This window comes from Paenibacillus sp. 7523-1, assembly GCF_002276415.1.
Taxonomy (GTDB): domain Bacteria; phylum Bacillota; class Bacilli; order Paenibacillales; family Paenibacillaceae; genus Paenibacillus; species Paenibacillus illinoisensis_A.
Genome location: NZ_NPBR01000010.1, coordinates 347,608 through 373,273, shown reverse-complemented (window position 1 = coordinate 373,273; position 25,666 = coordinate 347,608). Strand labels below are relative to the sequence as shown.

The 25,666-nt window shown below is 47.6% G+C and carries 24 protein-coding genes; 14 read left to right on the top strand and 10 right to left on the bottom strand.

Annotation, left to right across the window (positions count from 1 at the left end):
• Positions 1-27 precede the first annotated feature (27 nt).
• From CHH60_RS13730 to CHH60_RS13710, 5 genes are all read left to right on the top strand, one after another.
• Positions 28-759: an alpha/beta hydrolase gene (locus tag CHH60_RS13730; protein WP_095359656.1), complete on the top strand. Its 732-nt coding sequence runs from the start codon at positions 28-30 to the stop codon at positions 757-759.
• A gap of 102 nt (positions 760-861) precedes the next feature.
• Positions 862-1,617, top strand: coding sequence for an exodeoxyribonuclease III (locus tag CHH60_RS13725; protein ID WP_095359655.1), 756 nt, complete (start codon positions 862-864; stop codon positions 1,615-1,617).
• 299 nt (positions 1,618-1,916) lie between these two features.
• Positions 1,917-2,900: an alpha/beta fold hydrolase gene (locus tag CHH60_RS13720; RefSeq protein WP_095359654.1), complete on the top strand. Its 984-nt coding sequence runs from the start codon at positions 1,917-1,919 to the stop codon at positions 2,898-2,900.
• A gap of 44 nt (positions 2,901-2,944) precedes the next feature.
• Complete coding sequence (locus CHH60_RS13715; RefSeq protein ID WP_095359653.1) at positions 2,945-3,124, top strand: hypothetical protein; 180 nt, start codon at positions 2,945-2,947, stop codon at positions 3,122-3,124.
• 167 nt (positions 3,125-3,291) lie between these two features.
• Entirely contained in the window at positions 3,292-4,269 is a 978-nt protein-coding gene (locus CHH60_RS13710) for a diaminopimelate dehydrogenase (RefSeq protein ID WP_095289664.1), read from the top strand.
• 108 nt (positions 4,270-4,377) lie between these two features.
• Here CHH60_RS13710 and CHH60_RS13705 read toward each other — a convergent pair whose 3' ends face one another.
• Positions 4,378-5,202, bottom strand: coding sequence for a pentapeptide repeat-containing protein (locus CHH60_RS13705; RefSeq protein ID WP_095359840.1), 825 nt, complete (start codon positions 5,200-5,202; stop codon positions 4,378-4,380).
• A gap of 350 nt (positions 5,203-5,552) precedes the next feature.
• Between CHH60_RS13705 and CHH60_RS13700 the strand changes: the two genes are divergently transcribed.
• Positions 5,553-6,092 (top strand): NADPH-dependent FMN reductase, encoded by a 540-nt coding sequence (locus CHH60_RS13700; protein WP_095359839.1) that lies wholly within the window; start codon positions 5,553-5,555, stop codon positions 6,090-6,092.
• Between the two features lie 228 nt (positions 6,093-6,320).
• On the opposite strand, the gene gdhA is transcribed toward CHH60_RS13700, so the two are convergent.
• Positions 6,321-7,697: an NADP-specific glutamate dehydrogenase gene (gene gdhA, locus CHH60_RS13695; RefSeq protein WP_095359652.1), complete on the bottom strand. Its 1,377-nt coding sequence runs from the start codon at positions 7,695-7,697 to the stop codon at positions 6,321-6,323.
• Positions 7,698-8,085: 388 nt separating this feature from the next.
• On the opposite strand from gdhA, the gene CHH60_RS13690 reads away from it, so the two are divergent.
• From CHH60_RS13690 to CHH60_RS13680, 3 genes are read left to right on the top strand one after another with little or no spacing between them, the layout of a single operon-like run.
• The gene (locus CHH60_RS13690) at positions 8,086-8,559 is read left to right on the top strand and encodes a GreA/GreB family elongation factor (protein ID WP_095359651.1); all 474 of its coding nucleotides are present in this window, start codon (positions 8,086-8,088) and stop codon (positions 8,557-8,559) included.
• Positions 8,549-9,055: a cation:proton antiporter regulatory subunit gene (locus CHH60_RS13685; RefSeq protein WP_176476056.1), complete on the top strand. Its 507-nt coding sequence runs from the start codon at positions 8,549-8,551 to the stop codon at positions 9,053-9,055. The genes CHH60_RS13690 and CHH60_RS13685 overlap by 11 nt, the downstream gene beginning before the upstream one ends.
• 3 nt (positions 9,056-9,058) lie before the next feature.
• Entirely contained in the window at positions 9,059-10,264 is a 1,206-nt protein-coding gene (locus CHH60_RS13680; RefSeq protein ID WP_095359650.1) for a cation:proton antiporter, read from the top strand.
• Between the two features lie 125 nt (positions 10,265-10,389).
• Here the strand turns inward: CHH60_RS13680 and CHH60_RS13675 are convergent, their stop codons facing one another.
• Positions 10,390-11,268: a PhzF family phenazine biosynthesis protein gene (locus tag CHH60_RS13675; protein WP_095359649.1), complete on the bottom strand. Its 879-nt coding sequence runs from the start codon at positions 11,266-11,268 to the stop codon at positions 10,390-10,392.
• Positions 11,269-11,456: 188 nt separating this feature from the next.
• On the opposite strand from CHH60_RS13675, the gene CHH60_RS13670 reads away from it, so the two are divergent.
• A complete protein-coding gene (locus tag CHH60_RS13670) occupies positions 11,457-12,383 on the top strand; it encodes an NADP-dependent oxidoreductase (protein ID WP_095359648.1) in 927 nt (308 codons plus the stop codon).
• A 181-nt stretch (positions 12,384-12,564) separates the two neighbouring features.
• Positions 12,565-13,302, top strand: coding sequence for a cyclase family protein (locus tag CHH60_RS13665; RefSeq protein WP_095359647.1), 738 nt, complete (start codon positions 12,565-12,567; stop codon positions 13,300-13,302).
• A gap of 129 nt (positions 13,303-13,431) precedes the next feature.
• On the opposite strand, the gene CHH60_RS30240 is transcribed toward CHH60_RS13665, so the two are convergent.
• Genes CHH60_RS30240 through CHH60_RS13645 form a run of 4 tightly spaced genes read right to left on the bottom strand, consistent with a single transcriptional unit; the run spans position 13,432 to position 18,603 of the window.
• Complete coding sequence (locus CHH60_RS30240) at positions 13,432-13,782, bottom strand: hypothetical protein (RefSeq protein WP_255247920.1); 351 nt, start codon at positions 13,780-13,782, stop codon at positions 13,432-13,434.
• Positions 13,783-13,786: 4 nt separating this feature from the next.
• Positions 13,787-15,613, bottom strand: a complete 1,827-nt coding sequence (locus CHH60_RS13655; RefSeq protein ID WP_095359646.1) for an ABC transporter substrate-binding protein — start codon at positions 15,611-15,613, stop codon at positions 13,787-13,789.
• 44 nt (positions 15,614-15,657) lie between these two features.
• Entirely contained in the window at positions 15,658-17,172 is a 1,515-nt protein-coding gene (locus tag CHH60_RS13650; RefSeq protein ID WP_095359645.1) for an ABC transporter permease, read from the bottom strand.
• A gap of 12 nt (positions 17,173-17,184) precedes the next feature.
• Positions 17,185-18,603, bottom strand: coding sequence for an ABC transporter permease (locus tag CHH60_RS13645; protein WP_255247939.1), 1,419 nt, complete (start codon positions 18,601-18,603; stop codon positions 17,185-17,187).
• A gap of 170 nt (positions 18,604-18,773) precedes the next feature.
• Here CHH60_RS13645 and CHH60_RS13640 point away from each other — a divergent pair, with 170 nt between their 5' ends.
• Complete coding sequence (locus CHH60_RS13640; protein ID WP_095289673.1) at positions 18,774-20,519, top strand: ABC transporter ATP-binding protein; 1,746 nt, start codon at positions 18,774-18,776, stop codon at positions 20,517-20,519.
• A gap of 112 nt (positions 20,520-20,631) precedes the next feature.
• Here the strand turns inward: CHH60_RS13640 and CHH60_RS13635 are convergent, their stop codons facing one another.
• The 3 genes from CHH60_RS13635 to CHH60_RS13625 all read right to left on the bottom strand — a co-directional run bounded on the left by CHH60_RS13635 (position 20,632) and on the right by CHH60_RS13625 (position 23,366).
• Entirely contained in the window at positions 20,632-21,411 is a 780-nt protein-coding gene (locus tag CHH60_RS13635) for a hypothetical protein (protein WP_095359643.1), read from the bottom strand.
• A gap of 110 nt (positions 21,412-21,521) precedes the next feature.
• Entirely contained in the window at positions 21,522-22,283 is a 762-nt protein-coding gene (locus CHH60_RS13630) for a LuxR C-terminal-related transcriptional regulator (protein WP_095359642.1), read from the bottom strand.
• An 18-nt stretch (positions 22,284-22,301) separates the two neighbouring features.
• Positions 22,302-23,366, bottom strand: a complete 1,065-nt coding sequence (locus CHH60_RS13625) for a suppressor of fused domain protein (protein WP_095359641.1) — start codon at positions 23,364-23,366, stop codon at positions 22,302-22,304.
• Positions 23,367-23,514: 148 nt separating this feature from the next.
• Between CHH60_RS13625 and CHH60_RS13620 the strand changes: the two genes are divergently transcribed.
• Positions 23,515-23,808 (top strand): hypothetical protein, encoded by a 294-nt coding sequence (locus CHH60_RS13620; protein ID WP_095359640.1) that lies wholly within the window; start codon positions 23,515-23,517, stop codon positions 23,806-23,808.
• Positions 23,809-24,156: 348 nt separating this feature from the next.
• On the top strand, positions 24,157-25,614 hold the full coding sequence (locus tag CHH60_RS13615; protein ID WP_095359639.1) for a glycoside hydrolase family 1 protein: 1,458 nt from the start codon (positions 24,157-24,159) through the stop codon (positions 25,612-25,614).
• Positions 25,615-25,666 lie beyond the last annotated feature (52 nt).

The window sequence follows — 25,666 nt, the reverse complement described above, 5'->3', positions numbered from 1 at the left end:
CTCCCATTGGAAGAGAGGAATCCTAGCATGAGTAAATGGATACAAGAGACAGTGGGCGGCTGGACACTTCATATTCTTCTTCCACCCTCCTACGCCGATGGAGGTCGTTATCCTGTCGTATATATTCAGGATGGGGGAGCAGTAGCCAAGGCTGGCAGCAATCTTCTGGATCATTATTATCGAACGGGAAGGCTGCCAGAAGTGATTTTGGTTGGCATTGAGCCTCATAATCGGAACGATGATTATACGCCTTGGCCATTGCCTGCCCTTACGGCTTCGTTTTCGTCTTTTGGGGGGCAGGGCAGAACCTATCTGGATACGATCATCACGCAGTTGAAACCACACGTGGATTCGAGCTACCGCACATGGGCAGATCGAGCGAATACGGGGATCATGGGTTGTTCCCTCGGGGGATTGATTTCCCTGTATGCAGCCACCGAATTTCCGCACGTATTCGGCAAGGTCGGGGCGTTGTCTGCATCGATGTGGTACGAAGGCTTTTTGGATTACATGACCGGGCAATCCTGGTCTGATCGAAGTGAGCTGAAGCTGTACATGTATGTGGGCAGCCTGGAGGGGTTCTACAAACAAAATATTCAGGCCCATATGCTGGACTATACGCGTGCAGCGGTCAGGGCAATTCTGGCAAAGGGATATCCCGCTGATCGATTGAACTACGTGGAGGAAGAGGGAGGAACACATGACCTGCTGTTCTTTGCCAAACATTTTCCCGAAGCGCTTGAGTGGCTGTTCACCTAGACGGAACTGACTCTGAGCAGCTCTCGTCCCATTTCCAGGCCGATAGCCTTGTCCTTATGAATTCGCCCATGCTATATTGGGGAGATGTGAGGAGATGAGGATATGAAGCTGGTGTCCTGGAATGTGAATGGTTTAAGGGCATGTGTTACCAAAGGATTCATGGATTATTATAAGGAAAGCCAGGCCGATATTTTCTGTGTGCAGGAGACCAAACTGCAGGCAGGGCAGATTGAGATGGACCTCGGGGAAGATGTGTACCAATACTGGAACTATGCGATCAAAAAAGGATATTCCGGTACCGCCGTGTTTACCCGGATCAAGCCGTTATCCGTCCGCTATGGGATGGAGGAAGACAGTGAACCGGAAGGCCGGATGATTACACTGGAGTTTGACGGCTTTTACCTGGTGAATGTATATACTCCCAATGCGAAGCGTGATCTGACCCGTCTTCCATATCGACTGGAGTGGGAGGATCGTTTCCTGAAATATATCGTGCAGCTAGAGCAGACCAAGCCGGTCATTGTCTGTGGTGACCTGAATGTGGCTCATCAGGAGATTGACCTCAAGAATCCGAAGCCCAATATGGGCAACTCCGGATTTACGCTGGAAGAGCGGGGGAAAATGACCGAACTGCTGGCGGCGGGATATGTGGATAGCTTCCGACATTTGTATCCAGATCGCACGGACGTATATAGCTGGTGGTCTTATATGCCGAAGGTACGGGAGCGGAATGTGGGCTGGCGTATTGATTATTTTCTCGTGTCCAATCAATTGGCACCACGGGTTGAAGATGCAAACATCGACTGTCATGTGATGGGCAGTGACCACTGTCCAGTCGGACTGACGTTACAACTATAGCATGCGCAGAAGAGGCTGAACTTCATAATAAGATGAGGACAACCGCAGGTTCCCGATAATTCATCGGGGATTTGCGGTTTTTTGGTGTGAACTGGGCCATTTTTCACCTCTAATAAAATTCTGGACAGTCCCTTCTCAGCCCCCAGGGTAGGGCATGAACTGGACTTTGGTTGGGGGAAGAACTGGACCCCGGATTGTTCCGGTTACAACGGATCTTGGGTAGGATTAAAGAATACATATAGGAACGTTGTGCAAGACATAGAAGAAAATGAGATTAGCGGGTAAGGGGTAGAGAAGTGATGAACAAGGGTTTACGGAGAGTGGTGAAAGTATTAGGTGGCCTGATGCTGACGACAGGTCTGCTGCTGCTTACAGGTACGGTTTACGAAGCTTATCAGTCTGCACAGGATATGAAGTCATATACGCCGCCTGGCAGGCTGTATGAGGTAAGTGGAAGTAATATGCACCTCTACTCGGCGGGAAAGGGATCGGTGACCGTTGTTCTTGCATCAGGCTGGGGAACACCGAATCCCTACGTGGATTTCAGTCCGCTGTATGACAAGCTGAAATCCCATGTGAAAATTGCCGTGTATGACCGATTCGGATATGGATACAGTGACTATACAGAGCAGCCGCGTGACATCGATACCGTTGTAGATGAAGTTCATCAATTGCTGCGCAAATCCGGTCAGCGACCACCGTACATCATGGTGGGTCACTCCCTGGGTTCTCTGGAGACCATTCGATATGCTCAAATGTACCCGGATGAAGTGGCAGGTATCGTTATGATCGATGGGGGCAGTCCTGAATATTACAGCACGGTGGAGATGGATGCGCCAGACTGGTATTTCGATTCAGCAAGGTTTCTGGTGAAAACAGGCATTGCACGTACATTGCTGCATTCGGATCGGATGATGGCAACGCTGGTTATTGACCCGGACCTGGTGGCGGAACCGATGAAAAAGGCCGCTACCAGTTCGACGCTGAAGCATGCATACAACGACAACGTGATGGATGAGCTTCATCGTTCCAAGATGAACGCAGCCCGTGTGTTGGAGAACAAACAGCCATTTTCCTTTCCTCTAACCATTCTTACGGCCGGATCAGATCAATCAAGTGAGGGAGGCCGGGCATGGCAGGCAGATCAAGCCAAGTTTGCCTCATGGTCCGTACAGGGGAGACAGCAGATTGTTCCTCACGCCAAACATTACATTCATAACAGTCAACCGGACGCCGTTGCGGGGGCCATTTTGAACATGGCTGAATCCACAGGTTACCAATGAAACATATCATTTCCGAAACAAACAGCGAACAGGAGGCAGAATGGATGAGAAAATTAAGGGTCGTCACCAAATTCGCATCCTTGCTCCTGGCAAGCAGTGTACTCTCTCTCTTGATTCTAACCCTATCTTTCTTGTGCTTCACAGCCAGAGTAGATGCAGCATCTGTAGCACATTTTACCGAACAGTCGGATTACATCATTCATGTGTTTCGATTATTTTTCTAGGTCCATGATAGGAATGAATGGCGGATACTTTGCATGAAAGCAGCCTGATGCTGCATTAGTGCAAAGTATTTTTGATTTCGACTGGAAACCTAACAAGTTACATGGTATGTTATATGTTTATACTAGAGTAGTAGACAACTATAGAAGAAGACAGGAGAGGATCGAACATGATTAAAGTTGGTATCGTAGGTTACGGAAATCTGGGTAAAGGTGTAGAGAAAGCTATTGTGCAAAACCCGGACTTGGAACTCGTTGCCGTATTTACACGGCGTAACCCGGAGCAGATGGTTGCAGAAGGTACAGAAGTACGTTTTGAACACATCTCTGCTGCTGAGCAGTACATAGGTAAAATCGATGTCATGATTCTGTGCGGCGGTTCGGCAACGGATCTTCCAGAGCAGACACCTGCCATTGCCAAGTTGTTCAATACAGTGGACAGTTTCGATACACATGCCAAAATTCCTGAATTCTATGCGGAAGTTCATGCAGCGGCAGAGCAAGGCGGTCACGTAAGCGTGATCTCTACAGGCTGGGACCCAGGCTTGTTCTCCATGAATCGCCTGCTTGCTCAATCCATCCTGCCAGAAGGTAAAGAGTACACTTTCTGGGGCAAAGGGGTCAGTCAAGGTCACTCCGATGCAATCCGCCGTGTTCCAGGGGTTAAGGCCGGTGTTCAGTACACTGTACCTGTTGAAGAAGTGATCAACCGGATTCGTGCAGGAGAGACACCTGAATTGTCCACACGCGAGAAACACCTGCGTCAATGCTATGTCGTGGCTGAAGAAGGTGCGAACCAGGATGAAATTCGTGAAACCATTGTATCCATGCCGAACTATTTTGCAGATTACGATACAACGGTAACGTTCATTACTGAAGAGCAGCTTAAATCGGAACATGAAGGTATGCCGCACGGTGGATTTGTTATTCGTAGTGGTGTTACCGGTACAGGCCAAAAGCAAATTGTGGAATTTGGTCTGAAACTCGATAGCAACCCTGAATTCACCGCTAGTGTACTGGTCGCTTATGCACGGGCTGCACAGCGTTTGAGCTTGGAAGGACATAAAGGTGCCAAAACAGTATTTGATATCCCACTTGGTCACCTGTCCCCGAAATCCGCTGAGGAACTTCGCCGCGATCTTCTGTAATGTTTGAAATATAATGATTCATTCATCGCAATAAATAGAAACAGCCTGTCCTTCATCATGAGGGACGGGCTGTTTGTGTTAGAGCTCTTATATAGCAGCAGGATATCGTTACAACCAGTGCTCGGGCAAGTTGAGATGAGCTGGCAGTCTGGTGCGTGAATTGCCTTTGGCTGCATTCAGCTGGGATTGTGTCAGAAAAATGCTCCCGGTCAGATCTGCTCCGCCCAGATCCGCATCACGCAAGTCGGCACCGATCAGATCAGCATGTCTTAAGTCGGCATTGCGCAGGTCACAAGCAATCATTAAGGCGCCCCGAAAGCTTGCTCCCCGGAGGTCCGCTCCTCTCAGATTGGCTCCCAGGAAGTCTCTTCCTTTCAGTTTCTTGCGCTTGGAGTTCCCTTGTTCATGGCTGCTGGATGGCGCATGCGCACGTACCAGTTCACTCCCCTGCACCAGAAGATCGTTCACGATCGCCCGCTGAGAGGGAATATCCAGACGCAGGATCGCGGAAGGCTCCAGACCAGTTAGGCGTTCCGTCTCCTGGTATACGCTGCGGATGGCATCGTGAAGAGAGGAGGTTTCCGGCCGTAAGAGCATTTCGTTCATATAACTGAGCAGTTCATGCAGTTGTCTCATGACAGGCAGGCAGTCGAACATTTCGGCAGCCGATTCCGGATGATCCCGCCAATCCTTGCCCGCATAGGTTACTTGGGACAGCTTCTGACCTGCACCAAAGCAGTCATAGACGGTGCAGCCCTTGAAGCCCTTTTGCCGGAGCTGCGTATGGATGCCGCAGCGATTGTCTGAGCGCAGATTGGAACAGGGGGTACCGCTGGCTTTGTCAAAAGCAAAGTCAGATGACTTGCCATAAGGCAAGGCAACGCAGCACAGCCCGAAACACTGCTCACAGTCCGTGTATAAATGAGGGCTCATCGTACTGCCGTGGGATAGATTAGACAATGTGTACACTTCCTTTAATCAATGAAAAAACTGGATATTCAGTGCTAATATCACTTTACCATTACACTGAAATATGATCAATTCCTATTGGTTTCATATAGGAGGGCAGAATTGCAGAATAAATAGGAATCAACATTGATATGATAATTAGAGGTAAAAAAACATTTACAAACTTTATGTAAGTTACTTGACTAATTTAATCATATAACTTATTATCAATACTAAGCTGAACAATTAAACGGATGCAGGATGGTGTAGATATGGGATTTATGGATAAGTTATTCGGTAAAAGTAACAACAACACACAAGAGGAGGAAACAAAGATGTCGAAATTAAATATTGGGATTATTCTTGGGAGCACACGTGAAGGTCGGTTGAGTCCGCAAGTAGGAGAATGGGTGAAACAGATCGCTGATTCACGTGGTGATGCCAACTATGAAATCGTGGATATTGCCGACTATAAGCTGCCGCTATTGGGCGAAGCTGATGCAACAGAACAGGCTACAGCCTGGAACACCAAGCTGGCGAGCCTCGATGGATTCGTATTTATCGTACAGGAATATAATCACAGCATCTCTGCATCACTGAAAAATGCACTGGATTATGCTCGTGAAGCCTGGAACGATAAAGCTGCAGGAATTGTTAGCTATGGCTCGGTAGGCGGTGCACGTGCGGCAGAACACCTGCGCGGTATTCTCGGAGAACTGTCGGTTGCGGATGTTCGTGTTCACCCGGCGCTTTCTTTATTCACCGATTTTGATAACGGAACCTTCAAACCAGCTGATCTGCACTTGACCAATCTCAACGGAATGTTGGACCAAGTGTTATCCTGGAGCGGTGCGTTGAAAACCGTTCGTTCATAATCATATGGAATGTGATAGCCGCCATTTTGGCGGCTTTTTTGCGTAAGGGAGGACAGCGAAGGACAGCGACCCATTGACCGTCTCAACCTGTGGAAGCTTGGCGTGGCTCCCTTCATTCTAAAGATGAAAAAAGGACAGCTCTCCTCAGGGAGACTGTCCTTCATGAATAAAGTTAAGATGAATGATGATGTGCACACGCTTCGAGTGGAACGGTCAAATTGCTTAAACTTAGACTACGCCTTGAGCGAGCATGGCATCGGCTACCTTCAGGAAGCCTGCAATGTTGGCGCCTGCCACAAGGTTTCCAGTACAGCCATATTGATCCGCTGCCTCTACACAGCTGCTGTAGATGTTCCGCATGATCTCATGCAGCTTCGCGTCCACTTCTTCAAATGACCAGGACAGGCGCATGCTGTTCTGAGACATTTCAAGAGCGGACACTGCAACCCCACCAGCATTGGCTGCTTTCGCCGGGCCGAACAGAACGCCCTCTTTCAGGAAGAGCTCGATTGCAGCAAGCGTGGAAGGCATATTAGCTCCTTCACCGATGGCTTTGACGCCGCCTTGCACGAGCAGCTCAGCAGACTGTTCATCAATCTCATTTTGCGTTGCGCAAGGCAGCGCGATATCGCACGGGATGGACCAGATGCCTGCACAGCCCTCAGTATACACTGCGTGAGGATGCTCTTTGACGTATTCGCTGATCCGCAGACGATCCACTTCTTTCAATCGTTTTACGGTATCCAGGTTAATTCCTTCTGCATCGTATATGTATCCTCCCGAGTCACTGCAAGCCACGACCTTGGCACCGAGCTCCTGAGCCTTTTGGATGGCATAAATGGAAACATTGCCTGAACCGGAAACAACCACTGTGCTGTCCTGGAAGCTCAGCCCTTTCGATTTCAGCATCTCGTTCACGAAGTACACACAACCGAATCCAGTGGCTTCCTTGCGTGCAAGGCTTCCGCCATACAGCAGACCTTTCCCCGTTAATACCGCTGCATCATGCCCGCCGCTAATGCGTTTGTATTGTCCGAACATGTAACCGATTTCCCTCGCGCCTACACCAATATCGCCTGCAGGTACATCCGTATCGGAACCGATATATTTATACAGCTCTGTCATGAAGCTTTGCGTGAAACGCATTACTTCCAGATCGGATTTTCCTTTGGGATCGAAGTCGGAACCGCCTTTACCGCCGCCGATCGGCAGTCCAGTCAGTGCGTTTTTGAAAATCTGTTCGAAGCCCAGGAACTTGACGATTCCGGAATAAACGGAAGGGTGGAAGCGTAGTCCGCCTTTGTAAGGACCGATGGCACTGTTGAACTGTACGCGGAATCCGCGGTTCACTTGAACCTTGCCTTGGTCATCGACCCAAGGTACGCGGAACGTAATGACACGTTCAGGTTCAACCAGCTGTTCGAGCAAGCTGTTGTTCATGTATTTCGGGTGTGCTTCAATCACAGGAATGAGTGAGTCCAGAATCTCTTTTACAGCCTGATGGAATTCATGTTCTTGCGGATTTCTGGCGATAACCGATTCATAAACGGAATGAACATATTCTGCAGCAGTGACTTGAGTTGATTCTTGAGTAATAGTGGACACTTTTTCGATGCACTCCTTTATTGTGTTAAAGTCTGTGGTTGGCTATTTGCATAAATTGCATAAAAGTTTGTAGTTAAATATACAGGAAAGAAAATAAAAATACGAGATGAAAACCCATAAAATGTTTTTTATGACGTTATTAAAATGTTCTATGGATCTATCATACGGTGTAAAGGTTGAATTCTAATAATTGGATAATATAGCCAATTCCTAATTTTAAACGGGAAGTTAGCTGAATAGACTGGATTAAAAAATTAGTTTTGGTAAGATGGTAAGAAGGCCCCGGTTTCCGGGGCTTTTATCTAACCGAAGGAGGAAAACAGGATGATGAACAGCAACATGCGAATTGATGTGGAGAACAAAGCTTGTATAGGAGGTGAGATCTATTATGAACCATAGGTCTAACCTTCAACCGTGCAGAGAAATATTGGTGAAACAGCTGATTACATTGGGTGAAGAGAAAAGGTCATTTCTCGACGCCTATTTTGACGTGCGTGAACCTGAACGGGTACAGATGGAGAAATTATTGTCTACTTACACCGGACATGTCCAGAAGCTGCTGCTCGGCCCGGATGAGCTTCTCCATTCCGTCGTACTTATTGGGAGCGAGATCCGATTTGACTACATTGATTTCCATACGTCGGATGCATTCAAGATTGTCATGCCTGACGAGGCAGATCCGGATGCAGGACGCATCTCCTTTCTCTCGCCCGTAGGACGTCAATTGCTGCTTAGCAGCAAAGGGGAAACGAGATCCGTTACGATCCCGGCTGGTTCCATGAGGGTGCGTATTACGGAAATCACTTGGAGTCGTGCATCCTTGAATCCGGTATCTTCAGGAGGTGTGGATCATGCACTTTAAAGAGACGGATTTGCCGGGAATTGGACGCAAGTATTGGCTGCATACCCGTAGCGGGGAGCATTTGATTATCGTGATTCATAATGATGAGCGGCGCGATCTGTTTCACATGGAATCCGGAGACACGCCTGAAGAAGTGGGGGATATGGTGTCCCTTGTAACCTTGGATGACGAGGAAGCTCGGGCAGTCGCCGCCATCGTGGGAGGCATGACCTATAAGCCCAAGTTCCAGGATGAACGGGAAGTCATGCTTGAGGGCTTACTGATTGAATGGTTGCGAATCGAACCTCATTCACGAAGCATTGGAAGAACGATAGGGGAACTGGATATCCGCCAAGCGACGGGGGCTGTCATTCTGGCGGTGGTGGAGAAGAACAGGGAAAAACAGTTTAATCCGGGGCCAGAATACGCATTTACCTCTGGAGCTACCATTGTCGTTGCAGGAGAGCGGGATCAGATCAGGCAATTAAAACAGTTGTTATCCGATGGACGGTTGTAGCCTATGGATATGCTCATATTCGAAGTGGGAATTGCTGTTGCGCTGATTACACTTACGGGGCTAATATCTGCACGATTACGATTTTCGGTCATTCCGTTCTACATTCTGATCGGAATGGCGGTTGGACCGCATGCACCACAGATTGGTATTGTGGATTTGCGTTTCATCGAAAGCTCGGCATTTATTGAATTTATGGGCAGGCTTGGCATTTTGTTTCTTTTGTTTTATCTTGGACTTGAATTTTCGGTCTCCCGATTGATGAAATCGGGCAAAGCCATATTGACCGGAGGCATGTTCTATGTAGGGCTTAATTTTGCTTCCGGTCTGCTGCTGGGTTGGTTCATGGAGCTGCCGTTAAAAGAAACGCTGGTGGTGTGCGGCATCATGACCAGCTCTTCAACAGCGATTGTAGCCAAAGTACTCGTTGATCTGAAGCGCACGGCGAATCCTGAAACGGAGATTATTATGGGCATGATCATGTTTGACGATCTGTTCATTGCCATTCATATTTCGATCCTGACTGGCCTCGTTCTCAGCGGGGCGACCTCATTCCTCAGTGTACTGCTGGTATCCTTGTCTGCGATGCTGTTTATTGTGCTGTTTCTGATCATTGGCCGGAAGAGCATCAAGTATATTGACAAAGCGCTGAATATCAAGTCATCCGAACTGTTTCTGCTTACCGTGATGACGTTGCTTTTTTTGGTTGCTGGTTTCTCGGAAACATTGCATGTTGCCGAGGCGATCGGTGCATTAATGATGGGGCTGGTACTCGGTGAATCGAGACATGCGAACCGGATTGAGCATCAGGTCATGCCGTTCAAGGACTTTTTTGGTGCGATCTTCTTTTTTAGCTTTGGACTGACCATTGAACCCTCCTCCCTTGGGGGAGCTGTCGGGATGACGATCATTGCGGTCATTTTAACCATTGCGAGCAATTATGGCGCAGGAATGATTGCAGGCAGAATGTCTGGAATGACACCAAAAGCTTCACTCAAAGTAGGATTCACGCTGGTTTCCCGAGGAGAGTTCTCCATCATTATGGCGAACATTGGCAAGGCCGGAGGACTGATGGTTTCAATCCAGTCCTTTGCTGTGCTGTACGTGCTGATTCTGGCGGTACTGGGCCCGATCCTGACGAAGGAAGCGCCGTGGATCTATGGGCAATATGAGCGTCTGAGGAATCGATTACGAAGGAAAGAAACAGGTTAGATTGGATTCTGGTAGCAGCGTCACACCGGGAGAGACGTTATCTCTTGGGTGTGACGCTTTTTTTTGGATTCCTATGCTACCAAGTACGGTAAGTGAGAAGGTGAGCAACGCGGATATTTCTTTGCTTAAGGAAGATGAATTTCAATATTCTCGATATGAACGGCGACACCGCCGATCTGAACTTGAGTGATCTCGTTGGAAGGGCCAAGCGTTATTCTGCCTAGAATTCTGGAAGGACGGTTCATCGTGTACCCTTGTTTGATCATATATGTCTGATCATGGGGAGCTCGGAGTTGTTGATACTTATGCAGGTAACACAGCAATGCCCCATTGGATGTACCTGTGGCGCTCTCTTCCGGTATGTTGTACAGCGGGGCAAAGTTCCGACATTCGGCGAGGGCTGCATTATCCTGCGTTTCGAGTGCGAATACATGATAACCCACCACTTGATGAGCTTTGCTGATGTCGGAGATTTGCTGAAGGTCTGGGTTAATGGTTGTCAAAACATCAGGATGCCTAACCGGAATTAAGATGTCGCGCAGCCCTGTAGACACGATCTGTACAGGCAATTCTGGGTGTAGGTCCTGCAGCGGAATCTGCAGAGAGTCTGCGATGTCCTGCCGGTTAACCAGCTCTCCAAACTGCGGAAGTGTCTGGGACAGATAGACGTCACCACCTTCCTCGACGGTTACTTCGAGAATCCCCGCAAGTGTATCAAGTGTATACTTGCCCACGTCAACCATCTGCTCTGCCTTCATGAGATAGAAGAGGGCCACTGTTGCATGTCCACATAGGTCAACTTCATGATTTGGAGTAAAGTAACGTATGTTGTAATCAGCTAAATTTGAAGGCATGACAAATGCCGTTTCGGAGAATCCGACTTGTCTGGCAATCTCCTGCATCTGCGACGCGGACAAATGCTCTGCCTGCAGAACGACCCCAGCGGGGTTACCTCCCTCAGTGATATCCGAAAATGCATGTAATGTGATTACCTCAATATCCATTTTGTTTTCCCTCGCTTGTCCGTTAGTTCATGAAGAATGAGAATGTTCCTATTATAGCATGCTTGGTGGCTGGTTTTTGATGGAACGAGGAGGGCGAGCGATTGATGATTTAAGGTCAAGTGAATGGCTGCACAGGGTAATGAAGAAGGAGAGCACGCGATAATCCAATCGAAAGGCAGGGATTTGGTATGAAAGCTATTGTTATTGATAAGTTTGGTGGAGCGGAACAATTGAAGGAACAGGAAGTACCCAAACCGACATGTGGAATCAATCAGGTGATCATCCAGATTCATGCAACCTCGGTAAACCCGGTCGACTTCAAAGTCAGACAAGGACATATGGAAGAAGCGGCTGACTCATTCCCTTTGATCTTGGGCGGGGATGCTGCGGGTATTGTGGCAGAGGTAGGATCCAATGTTACACAGTTCAGGGAGGGTGACCGAGTATTTGCCCGTCCGCGAAGCTTCGGAACCTATGCAGAATATGTGGCGGTAGATGCAGATATCATATCCCGTATTCCGGACAATTTGAGTTTTGAGGAGGCTGCAGCCATACCGCTTGCGGGCATGACAGCCTGGCAGGCACTTGTTGACCATGCGCATCTCGCCAAGGGGCAAAAGGTATTGATTCACGCGGGAGCAGGCGGTGTGGGGACTTATGCGATACAGATTGCCAAATACATTGGTGCTGAAGTGGCAGCAACGGCGAGTGAGTCCAATGAGGAGCTGCTGCGCTCCATGGGTGTGGATCATTTTATCAATTATAAAACAGAAGATTTCTCGGAGATTCTCTCCGGGTATGATGTCGTGCTCGACACGATGGGTGGTGACATTCAGCGGGACAGCTTCAAGGTGCTGAAGCCCGGCGGACATCTGGTTTCGCTCGTGGAACAACCGGACGATAACCTTGCCAAGGAGGCAGGCGTAACCGCGAATGTATTCATGATGGAACCGAAAGGGGAGCAGCTGGATCAACTGGCGAAGCTCGCCTTCGAGGGAAAACTCAAACCTGTGATAGACGAGACGTATGATTTAAGTGAGCAGGGACTTCGGGAGGCACATGAAAAGAGTGAATCGCATCATGCACGCGGTAAGCTGGTCATTCGTGCGCAATAGGTTTCAACGATTAAGGACCAGTGATATTCCACTAAAATCAGGAGTCTGAATCATGGCCATCTTCCGTTTGGGAAGGTGGCTGTTTCATGGATGACGGGAGGAGCAGAAGCAGATTCCCATATGTGGAGGTTTAAGCTATAATAGTAGAAATTTATTCCATTCTGCGTATGAGGTGATCCAATTGTCCAACGAACTCATCCAAGCCATTCAACTGTTAAAAGAAAAGAAGTGGGTTGATCTGACCCATACGTTCGGTCCAGAATCACCGCATTTCTCTGCTTTTGATGCTGCCGAGTTTGATACGCTGTTTAATCACGACCAAGGCTTTTTCGCTCAGAGCTTCAAATTCCCTGGCCAGTACGGCACCCATCTGGATGCACCGATTCATTTTGTGCGTGACACGCGTTATCTGGATCAGCTAGGTCTGAAGGAACTTGTGCTGCCGCTGGTGGTCATTGACCAGTCTGCAGCCGTGGCGAGCAATCCGGACTTTACGCTGGATGTCGAACATATTCTTGAATTCGAAAAGGAACATGGGGTCATTGAAGAAGGCAGCTTCGTGGCTCTTCGTACAGATTGGAGCAAACGCTGGCCCAATCATGAAAAGTTCGACAACAAGGATGCAGAAGGCAACAGCCATGCACCCGGTTGGTCGGTTAGTGCATTGATGTTTTTGTTCGAAGAACGCAAAATCAAGGCCATTGGTCATGAAACCTTCGATACCGATTCAGCTGTGGACTATCAGAAAAATGGCGCACTTCTCGCGGAATATTATGTGCTTGCTCAGGATACATATCAGGTAGAGTTGTTAACCAATCTGGACCAGGTGCCAGCAAAAGGTGCAGTGATCTTCAACATTGTACCCAAGGCCGAAAAGGCTTCCGGATTCCCGGTAAGATCCTTTGCCATTTTGCCTTGATGCAGCAGCTCTCAGATGAAATCAAGTTCTATAGAAAGTAAGTGTCCAATTAAAATACAATTCCTAATTACTAGATCAATGCTCATATGTAAACGTAAGGGAGGCGCGTGTTGCCTCCTTTTTTATGTCTTACTTTTGATCCGAGTGGGGATTCGGATTGAATCTTTGTGAGATTTTCTTCTCGGCTTTCTTGCGCCGAATCCAGCGCTTAAGTATGTTCTGCTGCTTTCTTTCTTCCAGTGTTTCTTTCATGCCTTGAATCATGAATTCGGATCTTCGTCTATCATCCCGACTAATCTCGCGTAATTCTTTAATAAATTTGTCGTCCATATCTGCCTCTCGCTCATTCAGGATAACACCATTATACCGAACGTACGTTCTTTTATCAAGTTTTACCATTAACCTGCTTGCAATCTGCATGATATGAAAACGGCTGCCGACAGAACCCTGGAGTGATTCTGTCAGCAGCCGTTTATGCATTTATTTACTTGGATGCGTTGTAATTGCTCAAGAACTCTTTTACTTTGGCCGGATCAGACTTCAATTCATTCCCGGTCTGAACGAGCGGACTTACCGTAGAGTAGGCTTTGAGCTTGTTATTCTTATAGAACTGCAGAATTTCATCCTGATTGATGGAGTACAGCACGGCCTTTCTCAAGTCACTGCTCTTCGCCACTTCTCTATTCTTGGTGTTAAACAGCAGATAGGAAACGGCGTTGCTTGGAATGCTCTGCAGCTTCAGCTTGCTGTCACTTTCAATGATGTCATACTTCGTTTCGGGTACCCCGTAATACAAATGAACTTCACTGCTGCGCAGGGCAGACAGCGCACTGTCAGCATCCGCGATGAAGCGCACGTTTACCTGTGAGATTTTCGGAGCATATTCAGATCCTTTGCGATATCCGGGGTTTTGATAGAATACGCCCTCATAGTCGTTTTTGTAAGCCAGAATGTAAGGTCCGCTTGCATACAGTGTGTTGTTGTACGAAGCCCCCTCTGTTACCGTGTTCTGGTCACCATAAGGAATATCCTTGTTTACGTCAAAAGAAGCTACGTCATAGGTGTTGATGCTCTCCACCTGTTTCTTGGACACGATCCCCGCGGATTGATGAGCCAGGTAATTCAGGACTTGAGGGAAAGGCTCTGTTGTGGTCAGTTTCACGACCTGATATTTACCTGCATTATTATCCGCTTTTGTTTTGTCAGAGACGAGTTCGGTAATTTTGGAATCGAGTCCTTGCTCGAGAGCGTCTTTGATGGTTCCATTACCGCCGGATTGCTGGATGGATTCCAGGGTGCTCAGGTCGGTTACCAGCTCAGCTTCTTTGATATGCTCGTGCAAGCTGTATGTCCGGTGATCCGGAACAGAGTCTTTATTTTTGGCACGGTCCAGAGAGAAGATGACGTCATCGGCACCAACGCGCTCCCCGGTATCTACTGCCTTTTTGTTTTCAATCTTTGCAAAGTTAATATCGTCTCTCAGAATGAAATAATACTCCGAATTCCCTTCAGCGATGCTGAAATTGTGTGAAAGTGATCCTTCGGGCGTTAGTTGATCATCATCCGTGAGGTTTACAAGACGAACATACATATTGGTGTTCAATTGGTTGATGGAGCCGTCGTTTCCTTTGATCGGGTCAAGGGAAGTCAGCACGGAAGCACTTTGAGTCAGGATCAGTGGATCTTTATTATTTTTGGAACTGTCTTTGAATTCAATGGGTTCCCAAGCCATGGCACGGGATTTGGATAGGCGCACCGTATCCGGATTCAGGATGTCCTGATTCACGGCCTGACTTTTCAGGGAAATGTACAATGGAGCGATGTAGGCTTGATCGGTTACCAGGCGGTCCTCCAATTGTTTGTACGTTTCCTTGTATTCTTCGGGTGTTTGGGTAGCTGCGGCGTCAATGAGTTTATCGATCTCTTCATCCGCCAGAATGCTGTAGTCACCACCGGTTTTGAAAAGGGAACGAACGGCATAGTCCGGGTTACCGGTTACTGTTGTCCAGCTGGAGAGAGCAATATCATAGTTGCCTGCGTCCTGTTGGGATTTGTAGCTGCCGTAATCCGGCTGCAGATTCAGCTTCACATTGAAGCCGTTTTTGGTCAGCTGATCACGGATGATATTAACATCATTTTCGGAAGAACTTTGGGCGAGTAACTCAATGTCGACTGGAGCCTGATTCTGAGTGTTCTCTGCTGGCGAAGTCTGGGCCGTCTCCGATTGGGTTTCGGACTTGGTCTTCACGCTGCAGCCCGAAATCACGATGACGAGAATAAGCAGCAATGAGATCAACGAACGTTTTTTCATGGGATAACCTCCTGGATAATATTGAATGGAATGATGGTTTTGAATTAAGCCTTTACCAATTTGGGATCAAGTGCGTCGCGCAGACCATCACCGAGAAAGTTGAATGACAGAACGAGCAGAATGATAGCCAGCCCAGGATAAATGGCGAGATACGAGTGCGTTTCCAGATATGTACTGCCCAGCTTGAGAATGTTGCCCCATTCCGGGATATGTGGTTCGACACCCAGTCCCAGATAGCTCAGGCTGCTGGTCGCAATGACCGCTCCGCCAATCGTAAGCGTGGATTTGATGATCATTGGTGCAAGCGAGTTGGGAATGATGTGTTTGAAAATGATGGAACGGTTGTTATAGCCGAGTGCACGCGCAGCCTCCACGAATTCAAAGGTAGAAACATACAGGACACTGGCTCTCATGGTACGTGCATAAGTCGGGATCGAGCCCAGACTGAGGGCCAGAATCAGATTGACCGTATTGGCACCAAATGCCGCAATGATGGCAATGGCCAGCAGGATGCCTGGAATGGCATAGAGGACATCGAGCAGCCGCATGATGATATTGTCTGTGTGTCTTCCATAAAATCCGGAGAAGGCTCCAAGGACTCCACCAATGATTACAGGAATAATGGTCGACAGGCAGCCTACGATCAACGAGATGCGGGCACCGAATACGATTCGGGAGAACAGGCATCGCCCGAAGTCATCCGTCCCGAGTGGATAAGCCTGAGATGGCGGCTGCAGCAGAGCTGAATAGTTGTTTTCGACCGCCATACTGTAATCAAAGGTGAAGAAACTGCAGATCGAGATGGAAAATAGAAAGATGATAAAAAACATGCCGGACATCGCTGTTACATTAGGAGCCAGTCGGTCCCAGAGGTCGTTCCAGAAGTTTGATTTCTGTTTCCCTTGTCTCTGGTAGCGCCCAATGATAGAAATGCCAAGCAGCAGTGCAAATACGTTTCCTGTGACCGAGGTCAGGATCAGCAGGATGCTGGCAGCAACCATCCAGCGCGGGATAACCGAAGCAGCAGTATACTGGGCTACAATCGTCAAAACGACCAGGTCAATGACCAGAATGAATAGCAAGGCGGCCATGGCTGACAAAAACGTATCTGATACATAGGGTTTGAACATATTGAGCGCCGATACGCCAATAACGAATAGCTGCGTCAGCAGCATATAGACCGCAAAGGTGTACTCCACTTGCTTTGCTTTTTTGATCAGATGAAACGCCGCTGTGACGATGAAAATATTGCCAGAGCAGATGGCCAGCAACTGAACCCAAGCCAGCCTGCGGGTTAATGCTGAGATATGTCCTTGTCTGGTCAAGTCTTTTCGGATGAGCAGCATCAGAATACTCTGAATGATCGTGAAAAAAAGATAGATACAAAGTGCAGTCAACAGAAAGGGTCTGAATTCTTGCCTGCCCAGGTCATAACTGTTAAACAGCAGTAATACCGTCAATAGAAGAGAAGTAACCCACGCAAAGCTGGCCTGACTGTATTCTGGTGAAGACTTAAGCCGGAAACGCACTTCTTGTGTTAAGGAAACCGAATTTGTCATATTGCACCTGCTTTAATATTGTTTCATCTTGGAACGTACTCTTGGATCGATAAATGCGTACAATAGATCTACGATCACATTAATGATGGAAATGGTAATCGCTGTATACACTACTCCGCCCATAATACTCGGAATATCGGGAATAAACTGTTTATCCACAATGTAACTGCCGAGTCCGCTAATATTAAATACTTTCTCCGTTACGGCCGCTCCACCGAGCATCCCTCCGAATTGCAATCCAACGACCGTTACGATTGGAATCAACGCATTGCGTACCGCATGTTTCAGCAGAACACTCCGTTCACTGAGTCCTTTGGCGCGAGCCGTCATCACGTAATCTTCGTGAATAACCTCCAGCGTGGAAGAACGGGTCATCCGGGCCACTGCAGCCGTTAATCCTGTTCCCAGAACAATGGTTGGCATAATGATGGACAGCCAGTTCTGAGGATTGAAGGTCGCGGGAAGCCACTGCATTTTAATAGAAAAGTTCAGGATGAAGATCAGTCCCTGCCAGAAGTTCGGAATCGACAATCCGATCAGAGCAATAAACATAAAAGTGTAATCAAACAGCGAATTAGGCTTGATCGCCGAGATGATCCCGATGGGAAGTGCGATGACAAGGGCAAGCAGTAGAGAAATGACTGCAAGTGTCAGTGTAATCGGAAACTTTCTGGCTATGGTCGCTGTCACATCCTCATTTCCCGAGAAGGATTTGCCCAGATCAAACAGTGCGATTCCCTTAATATTGTTCCATAGCTGAACGAGATAAGGCTGATCCAGACCGTATACGTGATTAAAGGCTGCAATCTGTTCCTGTGTCGCTGTCTCTCCAAGAATGTTGGCTGCAGGGTTGAACGGAGACAGATACAAGATGGTAAATACGAGGGTAGCTACACCCAAAATGACGAACAGGGTCATCAGTATTCTTTCGAATATGTACTTTAGATAAGGATTGCCATAGATCCATAGTATGACGTACATCAGACAGCCAGGAATGATAGATAGAGCCACAAACCAGGGTTTATCCAGCAATGCACGGAACGTGTCGGCCATGGTCAGGCGCTGTTCTCCATGTCCCTGCAGCCTGCGTGACGTTCGTTCATACAACTCTTTCTGATATGTTTCCTCTAGCCACTGCTCCGTCTGACGCTTGAATTCTGTTTCACTGACCAGCTGCTGAAAGAAGCGATGTTTGCGTCTCAGCTGTTCTTCTACTATGGTTCGAAGCTTATCCCGGTAAGAAGAAGAGTGCATCTCCTGTTCTACAGCTCGCTGAGCGGTTTGCCATCCATCCTTTTGGCGCCTGGATTGCCACACCAGAAGCACAATCAGATTGATCGGCAGCCCGAGAATAAACAGCACATATCGGTAGGAGGGATGAAGCAGCATTTTGCCATAAATGAAACTCAGATTCTGTGCAAGCCGTGACATTTTGCCGCCTACTGCAAGATTCAAACCGAGCAAACCTCCCTTCATTCAGGTTTAAATTGCATTATTCCGATTGATATAGTATATATTATTTAGGGTCTATTCAATTGTCAAGGTATGGAATTGTGTACATATTATGAAATGCGTAAATATGAAGGAAAGCAGGTGTTTGCATGCAGCCTTTACTGAAAGTTAGTGATTTGTCAGTCTCTTTTCATTCCGGGGAGAATGAGTTTCAGGCGGTACGGGATGTCAGTTTCGAGGTTCGGAAAGGTGAGACGCTTGGGATTGTTGGAGAATCGGGAAGCGGCAAAAGCGTAACAGCCCGTTCCATTATGAGGCTGCTTGCTTCTCCTCCTTCTCAGATGAAGCAGGGAGAGATTTTGTTTCGTGGAGTCAATCTGGCGACCAAAACGCAAAAAGAGATGGAAAGCATCCGCGGCCGCGACATCGGCATGATTTTTCAGGATCCCATGAGTTCGCTTAATCCGACCATCAAAGTTGGAAAACAAATCTCCGAAAGTCTGATCAAGCATCAGAAGCTGTCACGTCGGGAAGCGAAAAAGCAAGCCATCGCCATGCTCGAACTGGTTGGCATATCACGGAGTGAGGTGCGCTACAATCAGTATCCGCACGAGTTCTCGGGAGGCATGCGTCAGCGGGTAATGATCGCCATAGCACTTGCTTGCCGCCCTGAGCTGCTGATTGCCGATGAACCAACGACTGCGCTCGACGTGACCATCCAGGCGCAAATTCTGAATTTGATGAAAGACATGCAGGAACGGCTGGGGACGTCCATTATACTGATTACACATGATCTGGGGGTTGTGGCCGGAATGTGTGACCGCGTTGTGGTCATGAAAGAGGGACAGATCGTGGAATCCGGGACAACGGCGGAGATCTTCGCGAATCCGAAACACGAATATACGTCCAGACTCCTGAATGCCTTGCCGCGGTTGGATGAGAAGAAGAAACCCAAACCGGTTTCACTGTTCCCTAAGGATCTAAAAGATGATCAGCCTCTGCTTGAGGTGAAATCCCTGCGGCAGCATTTTAATCTTGGCAAAGGCAATACGCTGAAGGCAGTGAATGATATCAGCTTTTATATCCGCCAGGGCGAGACATTGGGGGTTGTCGGAGAGTCTGGCAGCGGCAAATCCACGACAGGGCGTGCCATCTTGAGACTGCATGAACCGACTGGCGGGGATGTCTTGTTCAAAGGGGTTCCACTAAACCGGCTGTCCGCTTCGGAAATGAAAACGATGAGACGGCATATGCAGATCATCTTCCAGGACCCCTACGCCTCATTGAACCCGAAATTGAGAATTATGGACATTATCGGTGAAGCTCTTGATATTCATCAGTTGACCAAGACAACAGCGGAGAGAGAGAAGCGGGTGGAAGAGCTGCTGGAAATGGTGGGGCTTGATCCATCCCATGCGCTGCGGTACCCTCACGAATTCTCTGGCGGTCAGAGACAGAGAATCGGGATTGCGCGCGCACTCGCTGTGGAACCGGAGTTTATTGTGTGCGATGAGCCGCTGTCTGCGCTCGATGTGTCCATACAGGCGCAGATCGTGCAGCTGCTTGAGGAATTGCAGCAGCGGCTTGGTTTGACGTATCTTTTTATTGCACATGACTTGTCCATGGTCAAACATATCAGTGATCGTGTGGCTGTGATGTATAACGGTAAAATCGTTGAGCTTGCTGAGAGTGAAGAGCTCTATTCCAATCCACAGCATGCGTATACGAAATCTCTTCTCTCTGCAATTCCGGTCCCTGATCCGGCTGTGGAAGCGAAGAAAAAACGCACAGTGTATGAAGAAAACAGCAGGGAGCAGCTAGCCGATCGTTACAATCTGGAGCAGTCCAAGTGGGTCGAAGTAACGGAAGGGCACTGGGTGGCCGTTTCTGGTTAGAACGGATCAGAGTGATCAAACAAGCAGGCACAAAAAAATAACCCCGTCAGTGATCTGTACTAGATCAACTGTACGGGGTCCTTTATACGTTTGTTTTAGGTTGTGGACTGTATTATTTGAATTGCACTGATTTCTTGATGTTGTCAATCTCGGCTTTGCTTGCATCATCCAAATACGTGAAGATGAAGTTGAAGGCATAACCTTCAATGATGGTGCTGTAGTAATCTTGTGTAATGGTTGTGCCGTCACCAGCATCCATTGTGATTTGCATAACATCCATCTCTTTACCACCGATCGTTTCGGTTGCGATATCTTTATATTCATAAGGGAACTGGCTGTCGACCATGAATTTCTTGGTTGCTTCCAGGTAGTCTTTACCCGTGCGAATCCCTTGCAGCAGGCTGACCTTCTCGGCAATGGCCATAGCGGAAGGACCCACTTCCTGACCACCCAGTGGCAATTCCGAAGCCATCAACAGGTTCAGTGTTTTTGTTTGGGACAGCTCAAGCTGTTTTTTCTTCGTATCATCGTCACCGGCAATGGCATCCGAAGAAGCACTTGTCAGCTCGTTCATTCCTTCTGCATCCTGGAACTCCCATTGCTCAGGGAATTTCAATGATACACCGAAGTAGTCATTCGTGTAGGAACCTTTTTCGGTTGTACCCAGTTCCACGTTTGCTGAATTGTCTTCCTCAGCTGCTGCGTCAGTCGACGTTTCCGTACTTTCAGTATCCTCAGTTTTGGCGGTATCCGTGTCTGTAGCAGCTGCAGTTTCTGTTTTAGTCGTGTCTTCCGTTTGAGCGTTGTTATCTGCCTTGTCACCGCAAGCGGCTGCAACAAGCATCATCATGATGAGCATAGTGAATAAAGACGTTTTTTTTGTGATAGACATAAAACCCTCCTGAAATAAATGTGTGTGTTCTCTCTCTGTAATGTTGCGTACTCCAAAATTGTAGCACAAACGTTCTTCTTTACCACCTATAGGAAACTATAGGGGTCCCTCTATAAATAAGACAATCGGCTTGCAATTGAAACAGCTTCTGTGCTGGATTGCACACCTAATTTGTTGAAGATCACTTTTTTGTGGTGATTCACGGTGCATTCCTTGATTTTTAATTTCAAAGCAATGGCCTTAACGGTTAACCCTTTTGAGATCATTTCAAGGATGGTTAACTGACGCTCAGTGAAATCTACAGAAGGTTTCTCGGAAGGGACGGATGACATCAGGCTCTGGTAGCTGTTCTGCATATGGGCAGGAATGAGCTTGGCAATCGCGATTAATTCACTTTGCATATCTGCGTTAATGGTGGACACATCCAGATAACCGGAATGGTTCAGTCCTACAGAGAGAGGCGTAGCGTAACAGTGCCATTGTTGAAAAAGCGGGCTCTCATGCTGCTCTGGTGGCAGCAATACCGGTTCGTTCTTTTCCATGGTGGCCGAGATGGCGTTGACTCCGCAGCTCTGTGCAGTGAAAACCATGCCTGGACGAATGGGTGACTGCTTCACTTCATCCTCCAGATCATGGCTGTAATCCATGGCGAGCAGCACGCCATCCGCATCCGTAAGCAGAAACAGATAGGTGCTGGACAGGTTCTCCCGGATATCCGATAGACTGCGCTGGAAGGCACTGATCAGAAAATGATTGATTTTGCGCAATCTTTCCAGACTGGTCCTGGAAATATATTTAATATGAGCCATGCCGGATCTAGGTGCACTGATGTCAGACCAATGTTCCAGCAAGGCCGTTGTAGTGACAGACATGATATTACCTCCTTACATTTAACCGATGGTTTCTACGACGCGACCTTCCTGGTCGGTAATTTCAGTTCGGACTATTCGGATAAGCAAACCGGGAAGAGAAGGTAACTCGAATGTCATTTCCGAAGGTTTAAGATGAGCTGTTAGTTCGTTTACTGTCTGTTCATTCACGGTTACGGTGATTTTGGTCTCTTCTTCATGAAAAGAAGCATTTTCTCCGGCCTCGAAGGTGATATTTACTCCTGAACCTACAAGTGATAACGGAGCACCTTTTGCAATGCGGCTGCGCAGTATTTTTCCAATCAGAACCGCCTGTTTGGCTCCAAGCTGAAGTTCGGCGGGCACATTTTTTTGCAGCAATCTTTTGCGGGAAGGCGTCCAAGCCAGTTGTTGTATGAACAAAAATGCCGTGCTGGAGCCTTCAAGCTCAATTCCACGCTGAACAGCCTGCCCTACCGATGGAATATCCACATAGGAGTTACGCATGAGATCCGTGACATATTTGGGCATGAAAGGTTCGCATGATTTGAGGAATCCGCGAGTATTCCATGTCTGCATCGTTTCCAGTTCACGTCCGGTGATTCCGACCATCTGAATAAACTCCATTGTGCCGTTAGGGGTGGACAGCTGCTTCAGATCCGGGTCTTCAATGAAGGAAAGGGCGGTCAGCAAGGTATCAGAGCCCAGACAGATCGGTCCATTGGCATCCAAGTAGTCGCCTGCGCGAAATACGTTTCCGCTATTGAAGACATACCGCCCCATATTCTGTAATAAGTTCAGGGCCCAAGCGGGAGGTTCACTCTCTTCCTCTGTTCGGGTAAGCCGAAAGGTCAGTTCGAATCCATATCCACTGTGCTCTGGATCATTGGTTTCTTTGTCATATAGTTCGGAGAATCCGTACGTTACAAAATGCCAATGAGGCGTTGGCTGTTCCACTTTATAGGCACTGATTCCATCCAGAGGGTCAGGTCCTCCGAGCGCATAAGGGATGGCTGTGCCATAATGTTTGGGTTCCTGCTCCCCATAAAGTTCGTTAAATGCTGTATCAATGGCATCCCAGCCGGCTGTGCTTGCTTCATCAGTCATGATGGGTTCCTCCTTCATGTTCCAATTTCCCAAAAAAACATTTAAAATTAAGTTTACCTTTCTCAATTATCGTTTCAAGCGGCTTAAGGCTGAATTATGTTAGATAGGACTTGGGGGTACCAAATCGCATTTCAGGGAGGCATTTTACATGAGTATGAAAGATATCTTTCTTGCTGAATTCAACCAGGAAAATTGGGACTCATTTGTTATGTGCTTTGCCGATCGCTTTTTGCAGGTCGATCCCAAACTGGTGGAAAGCGCGAAACAAAAGGGGATTCCGGCAGATATATGTCAGGTGCTTTTATGCGAAATGGGAGAGTATGCACTGGAATGGGTGTGCAAAAAGGTGCCTGCTTTAGGCGACCAAAGTCCTGCAAGCTATCTGGGTCATACAGACGGTGCAAATGCATTAAGAGCAGCCATTATGCAAATGCCCCGTTGAAGTTCTTCTATATAAATGGAGTGTCACGTGGTGAAGTTGATTTTAAAATATAGATATGTTACGCTTACATCACGAGAGAAAACAACAGAATAATCAATACATCGTTTGATGGATTGTTACTGCGAAGACAGGCAAAACCTAAACTGATGGTGAAATGAAAGCTCCTTTTTTGGGCGCTATTTTACCTTGAGTTTAGGTTTTTCTTGTTTTCTGGCCTATTTTGGGTCCATAGTTCAGGAACAACCTCAATTGAATCTATTGATTACCGTGTTGGTTTGCTCGAAATAGGACATTCTATCTTTCTGACTTGTCATTACAAAATAAATTGTTGAAAAGAGGTTGTTGTTCATGACTACGGCAAAAAAAGGTTTCCCTGAAAACTTCCTATGGGGCGGCGCTACTGCTGCCAATCAATTGGAGGGTGCATTTGATAAGGACGGCAAAGGTCTATCCACAGCAGATATGATCGCCCATGTTCCCAAAGAGAAACGTACGGGCGGACATGCGATGGAAATCTCCTCTTCCCGCATCGAAGAAATCCTGTCAGGCAAAATTGAAGAGCGGTTCCCGAAACGCTTTGGTATCGATTTCTATCATCGTTTCAAGGAAGACATCGCATTGTTTGCTGAAATGGGCTTCAAAGTATTCCGCTTGTCCATTCACTGGGCGCGCATTTTCCCGAACGGTTATGATCAGGAGCCGAATGAAGCAGGTCTGAAATTCTATGACGAAGTCTTCGATGAACTTTTGAAATACGGCATTGAGCCGCTGGTAACCTTGTCTCACTACGAAACTCCGCTTGGTCTGACACAGAAGTACAATGGCTGGGCTGGCCGTGAAGTTATTGGGCACTACGTAAGATATGCAGAAACGGTATTCAACCGTTATAAAAACAAAGTGAAATACTGGCTGACTTTCAATGAAATCAACGTTATGCTGTTCAGCCCGTACACTGGCGGCGGCATTCTGATCGATAAAGTAGACAACAAATTGCAAACGACGTATCAAGCGCTGCATCACCAATTCGTAGCAAGTGCAATGGTAACAAAACTTGCGCATGAGATCATGCCTGGTTCTCAAGTGGGCTGTATGCTTGCTCGCATGGAGACATATCCGGCGACTTGCAACCCCGTAGATGTTCGTCTGGCTCAACACGAGAACCAGATCAACCTCTTCTTCACGGATATGCACGCTCGTGGTAAATATCCGAACTACATGGCACGTTATTTTGAAGAGAACAACATCGTGATTCAAAAAGAAGCTGGCGATGATGAGATTTTGCTGAACAACACGGTCGATTTCATCTCCTTCAGCTACTACATGTCCGTGACCAAATCAGCTTCTGCTGACCTGGAGGAAACTGCAGGCAACTTGGCTGGCGGTGTGAAAAACCCTTATTTGGAAGCTTCCGACTGGGGTTGGGAGATCGATCCAATCGGCCTGCGCATAACGCTGAACAACTTCTGGGATCGTTACCAAAAACCATTGTTCATCGTTGAGAATGGTCTTGGAGCTTATGACAAAGTAGAAGAAGATGGTTCGATTCATGACTCCTATCGTGTGGATTACCTGAAAAAACACATTGAACAAATGAAGGAAGCCATCAAGGATGGTGTGGATCTGATCGGATTTACGGCTTGGGGTCCAATTGACCTGGTTAGCATGTCCACTTCCGAAATGTCCAAACGATACGGCTTCATCTACGTGGATCTGGACGATGAAGGTAACGGAACCCTTGAACGTTCCAAAAAGGATTCTTTTGACTGGTACAAAAATGTGATTGCAAGCAATGGTGAACAGCTGTAATACAGGTTCGGATAGCTTGAACGCTTCTGACAAACAATGAATAGACACGATA

Coding starts and splice junctions, on each gene's coding strand:
- CHH60_RS13625 (WP_095359641.1), bottom strand. CDS start 23,366: ATGACTGATGAAGCAAGCACAGCCGGCTGGGATGCCATTGATACAGCA.
- CHH60_RS13715 (WP_095359653.1), top strand. CDS start 2,945: ATGAGAAAATTAAGGGTCGTCACCAAATTCGCATCCTTGCTCCTGGCA.
- CHH60_RS13650 (WP_095359645.1), bottom strand. CDS start 17,172: ATGACAAATTCGGTTTCCTTAACACAAGAAGTGCGTTTCCGGCTTAAG.
- CHH60_RS13700 (WP_095359839.1), top strand. CDS start 5,553: ATGTCGAAATTAAATATTGGGATTATTCTTGGGAGCACACGTGAAGGT.
- CHH60_RS13630 (WP_095359642.1), bottom strand. CDS start 22,283: ATGTCTGTCACTACAACGGCCTTGCTGGAACATTGGTCTGACATCAGT.
- CHH60_RS13675 (WP_095359649.1), bottom strand. CDS start 11,268: ATGGATATTGAGGTAATCACATTACATGCATTTTCGGATATCACTGAG.
- CHH60_RS13680 (WP_095359650.1), top strand. CDS start 9,059: ATGGATATGCTCATATTCGAAGTGGGAATTGCTGTTGCGCTGATTACA.
- CHH60_RS13725 (WP_095359655.1), top strand. CDS start 862: ATGAAGCTGGTGTCCTGGAATGTGAATGGTTTAAGGGCATGTGTTACC.
- CHH60_RS13705 (WP_095359840.1), bottom strand. CDS start 5,202: ATGAGCCCTCATTTATACACGGACTGTGAGCAGTGTTTCGGGCTGTGC.
- CHH60_RS13655 (WP_095359646.1), bottom strand. CDS start 15,613: ATGAAAAAACGTTCGTTGATCTCATTGCTGCTTATTCTCGTCATCGTG.
- CHH60_RS13690 (WP_095359651.1), top strand. CDS start 8,086: ATGAACCATAGGTCTAACCTTCAACCGTGCAGAGAAATATTGGTGAAA.
- CHH60_RS13670 (WP_095359648.1), top strand. CDS start 11,457: ATGAAAGCTATTGTTATTGATAAGTTTGGTGGAGCGGAACAATTGAAG.
- CHH60_RS13685 (WP_176476056.1), top strand. CDS start 8,549: ATGCACTTTAAAGAGACGGATTTGCCGGGAATTGGACGCAAGTATTGG.
- CHH60_RS13645 (WP_255247939.1), bottom strand. CDS start 18,603: ATGTCACGGCTTGCACAGAATCTGAGTTTCATTTATGGCAAAATGCTG.
- CHH60_RS13615 (WP_095359639.1), top strand. CDS start 24,157: ATGACTACGGCAAAAAAAGGTTTCCCTGAAAACTTCCTATGGGGCGGC.
- CHH60_RS13620 (WP_095359640.1), top strand. CDS start 23,515: ATGAGTATGAAAGATATCTTTCTTGCTGAATTCAACCAGGAAAATTGG.
- CHH60_RS13710 (WP_095289664.1), top strand. CDS start 3,292: ATGATTAAAGTTGGTATCGTAGGTTACGGAAATCTGGGTAAAGGTGTA.
- CHH60_RS30240 (WP_255247920.1), bottom strand. CDS start 13,782: ATGCATAAACGGCTGCTGACAGAATCACTCCAGGGTTCTGTCGGCAGC.
- CHH60_RS13730 (WP_095359656.1), top strand. CDS start 28: ATGAGTAAATGGATACAAGAGACAGTGGGCGGCTGGACACTTCATATT.
- CHH60_RS13720 (WP_095359654.1), top strand. CDS start 1,917: ATGAACAAGGGTTTACGGAGAGTGGTGAAAGTATTAGGTGGCCTGATG.
- CHH60_RS13635 (WP_095359643.1), bottom strand. CDS start 21,411: ATGTCTATCACAAAAAAAACGTCTTTATTCACTATGCTCATCATGATG.
- CHH60_RS13640 (WP_095289673.1), top strand. CDS start 18,774: ATGCAGCCTTTACTGAAAGTTAGTGATTTGTCAGTCTCTTTTCATTCC.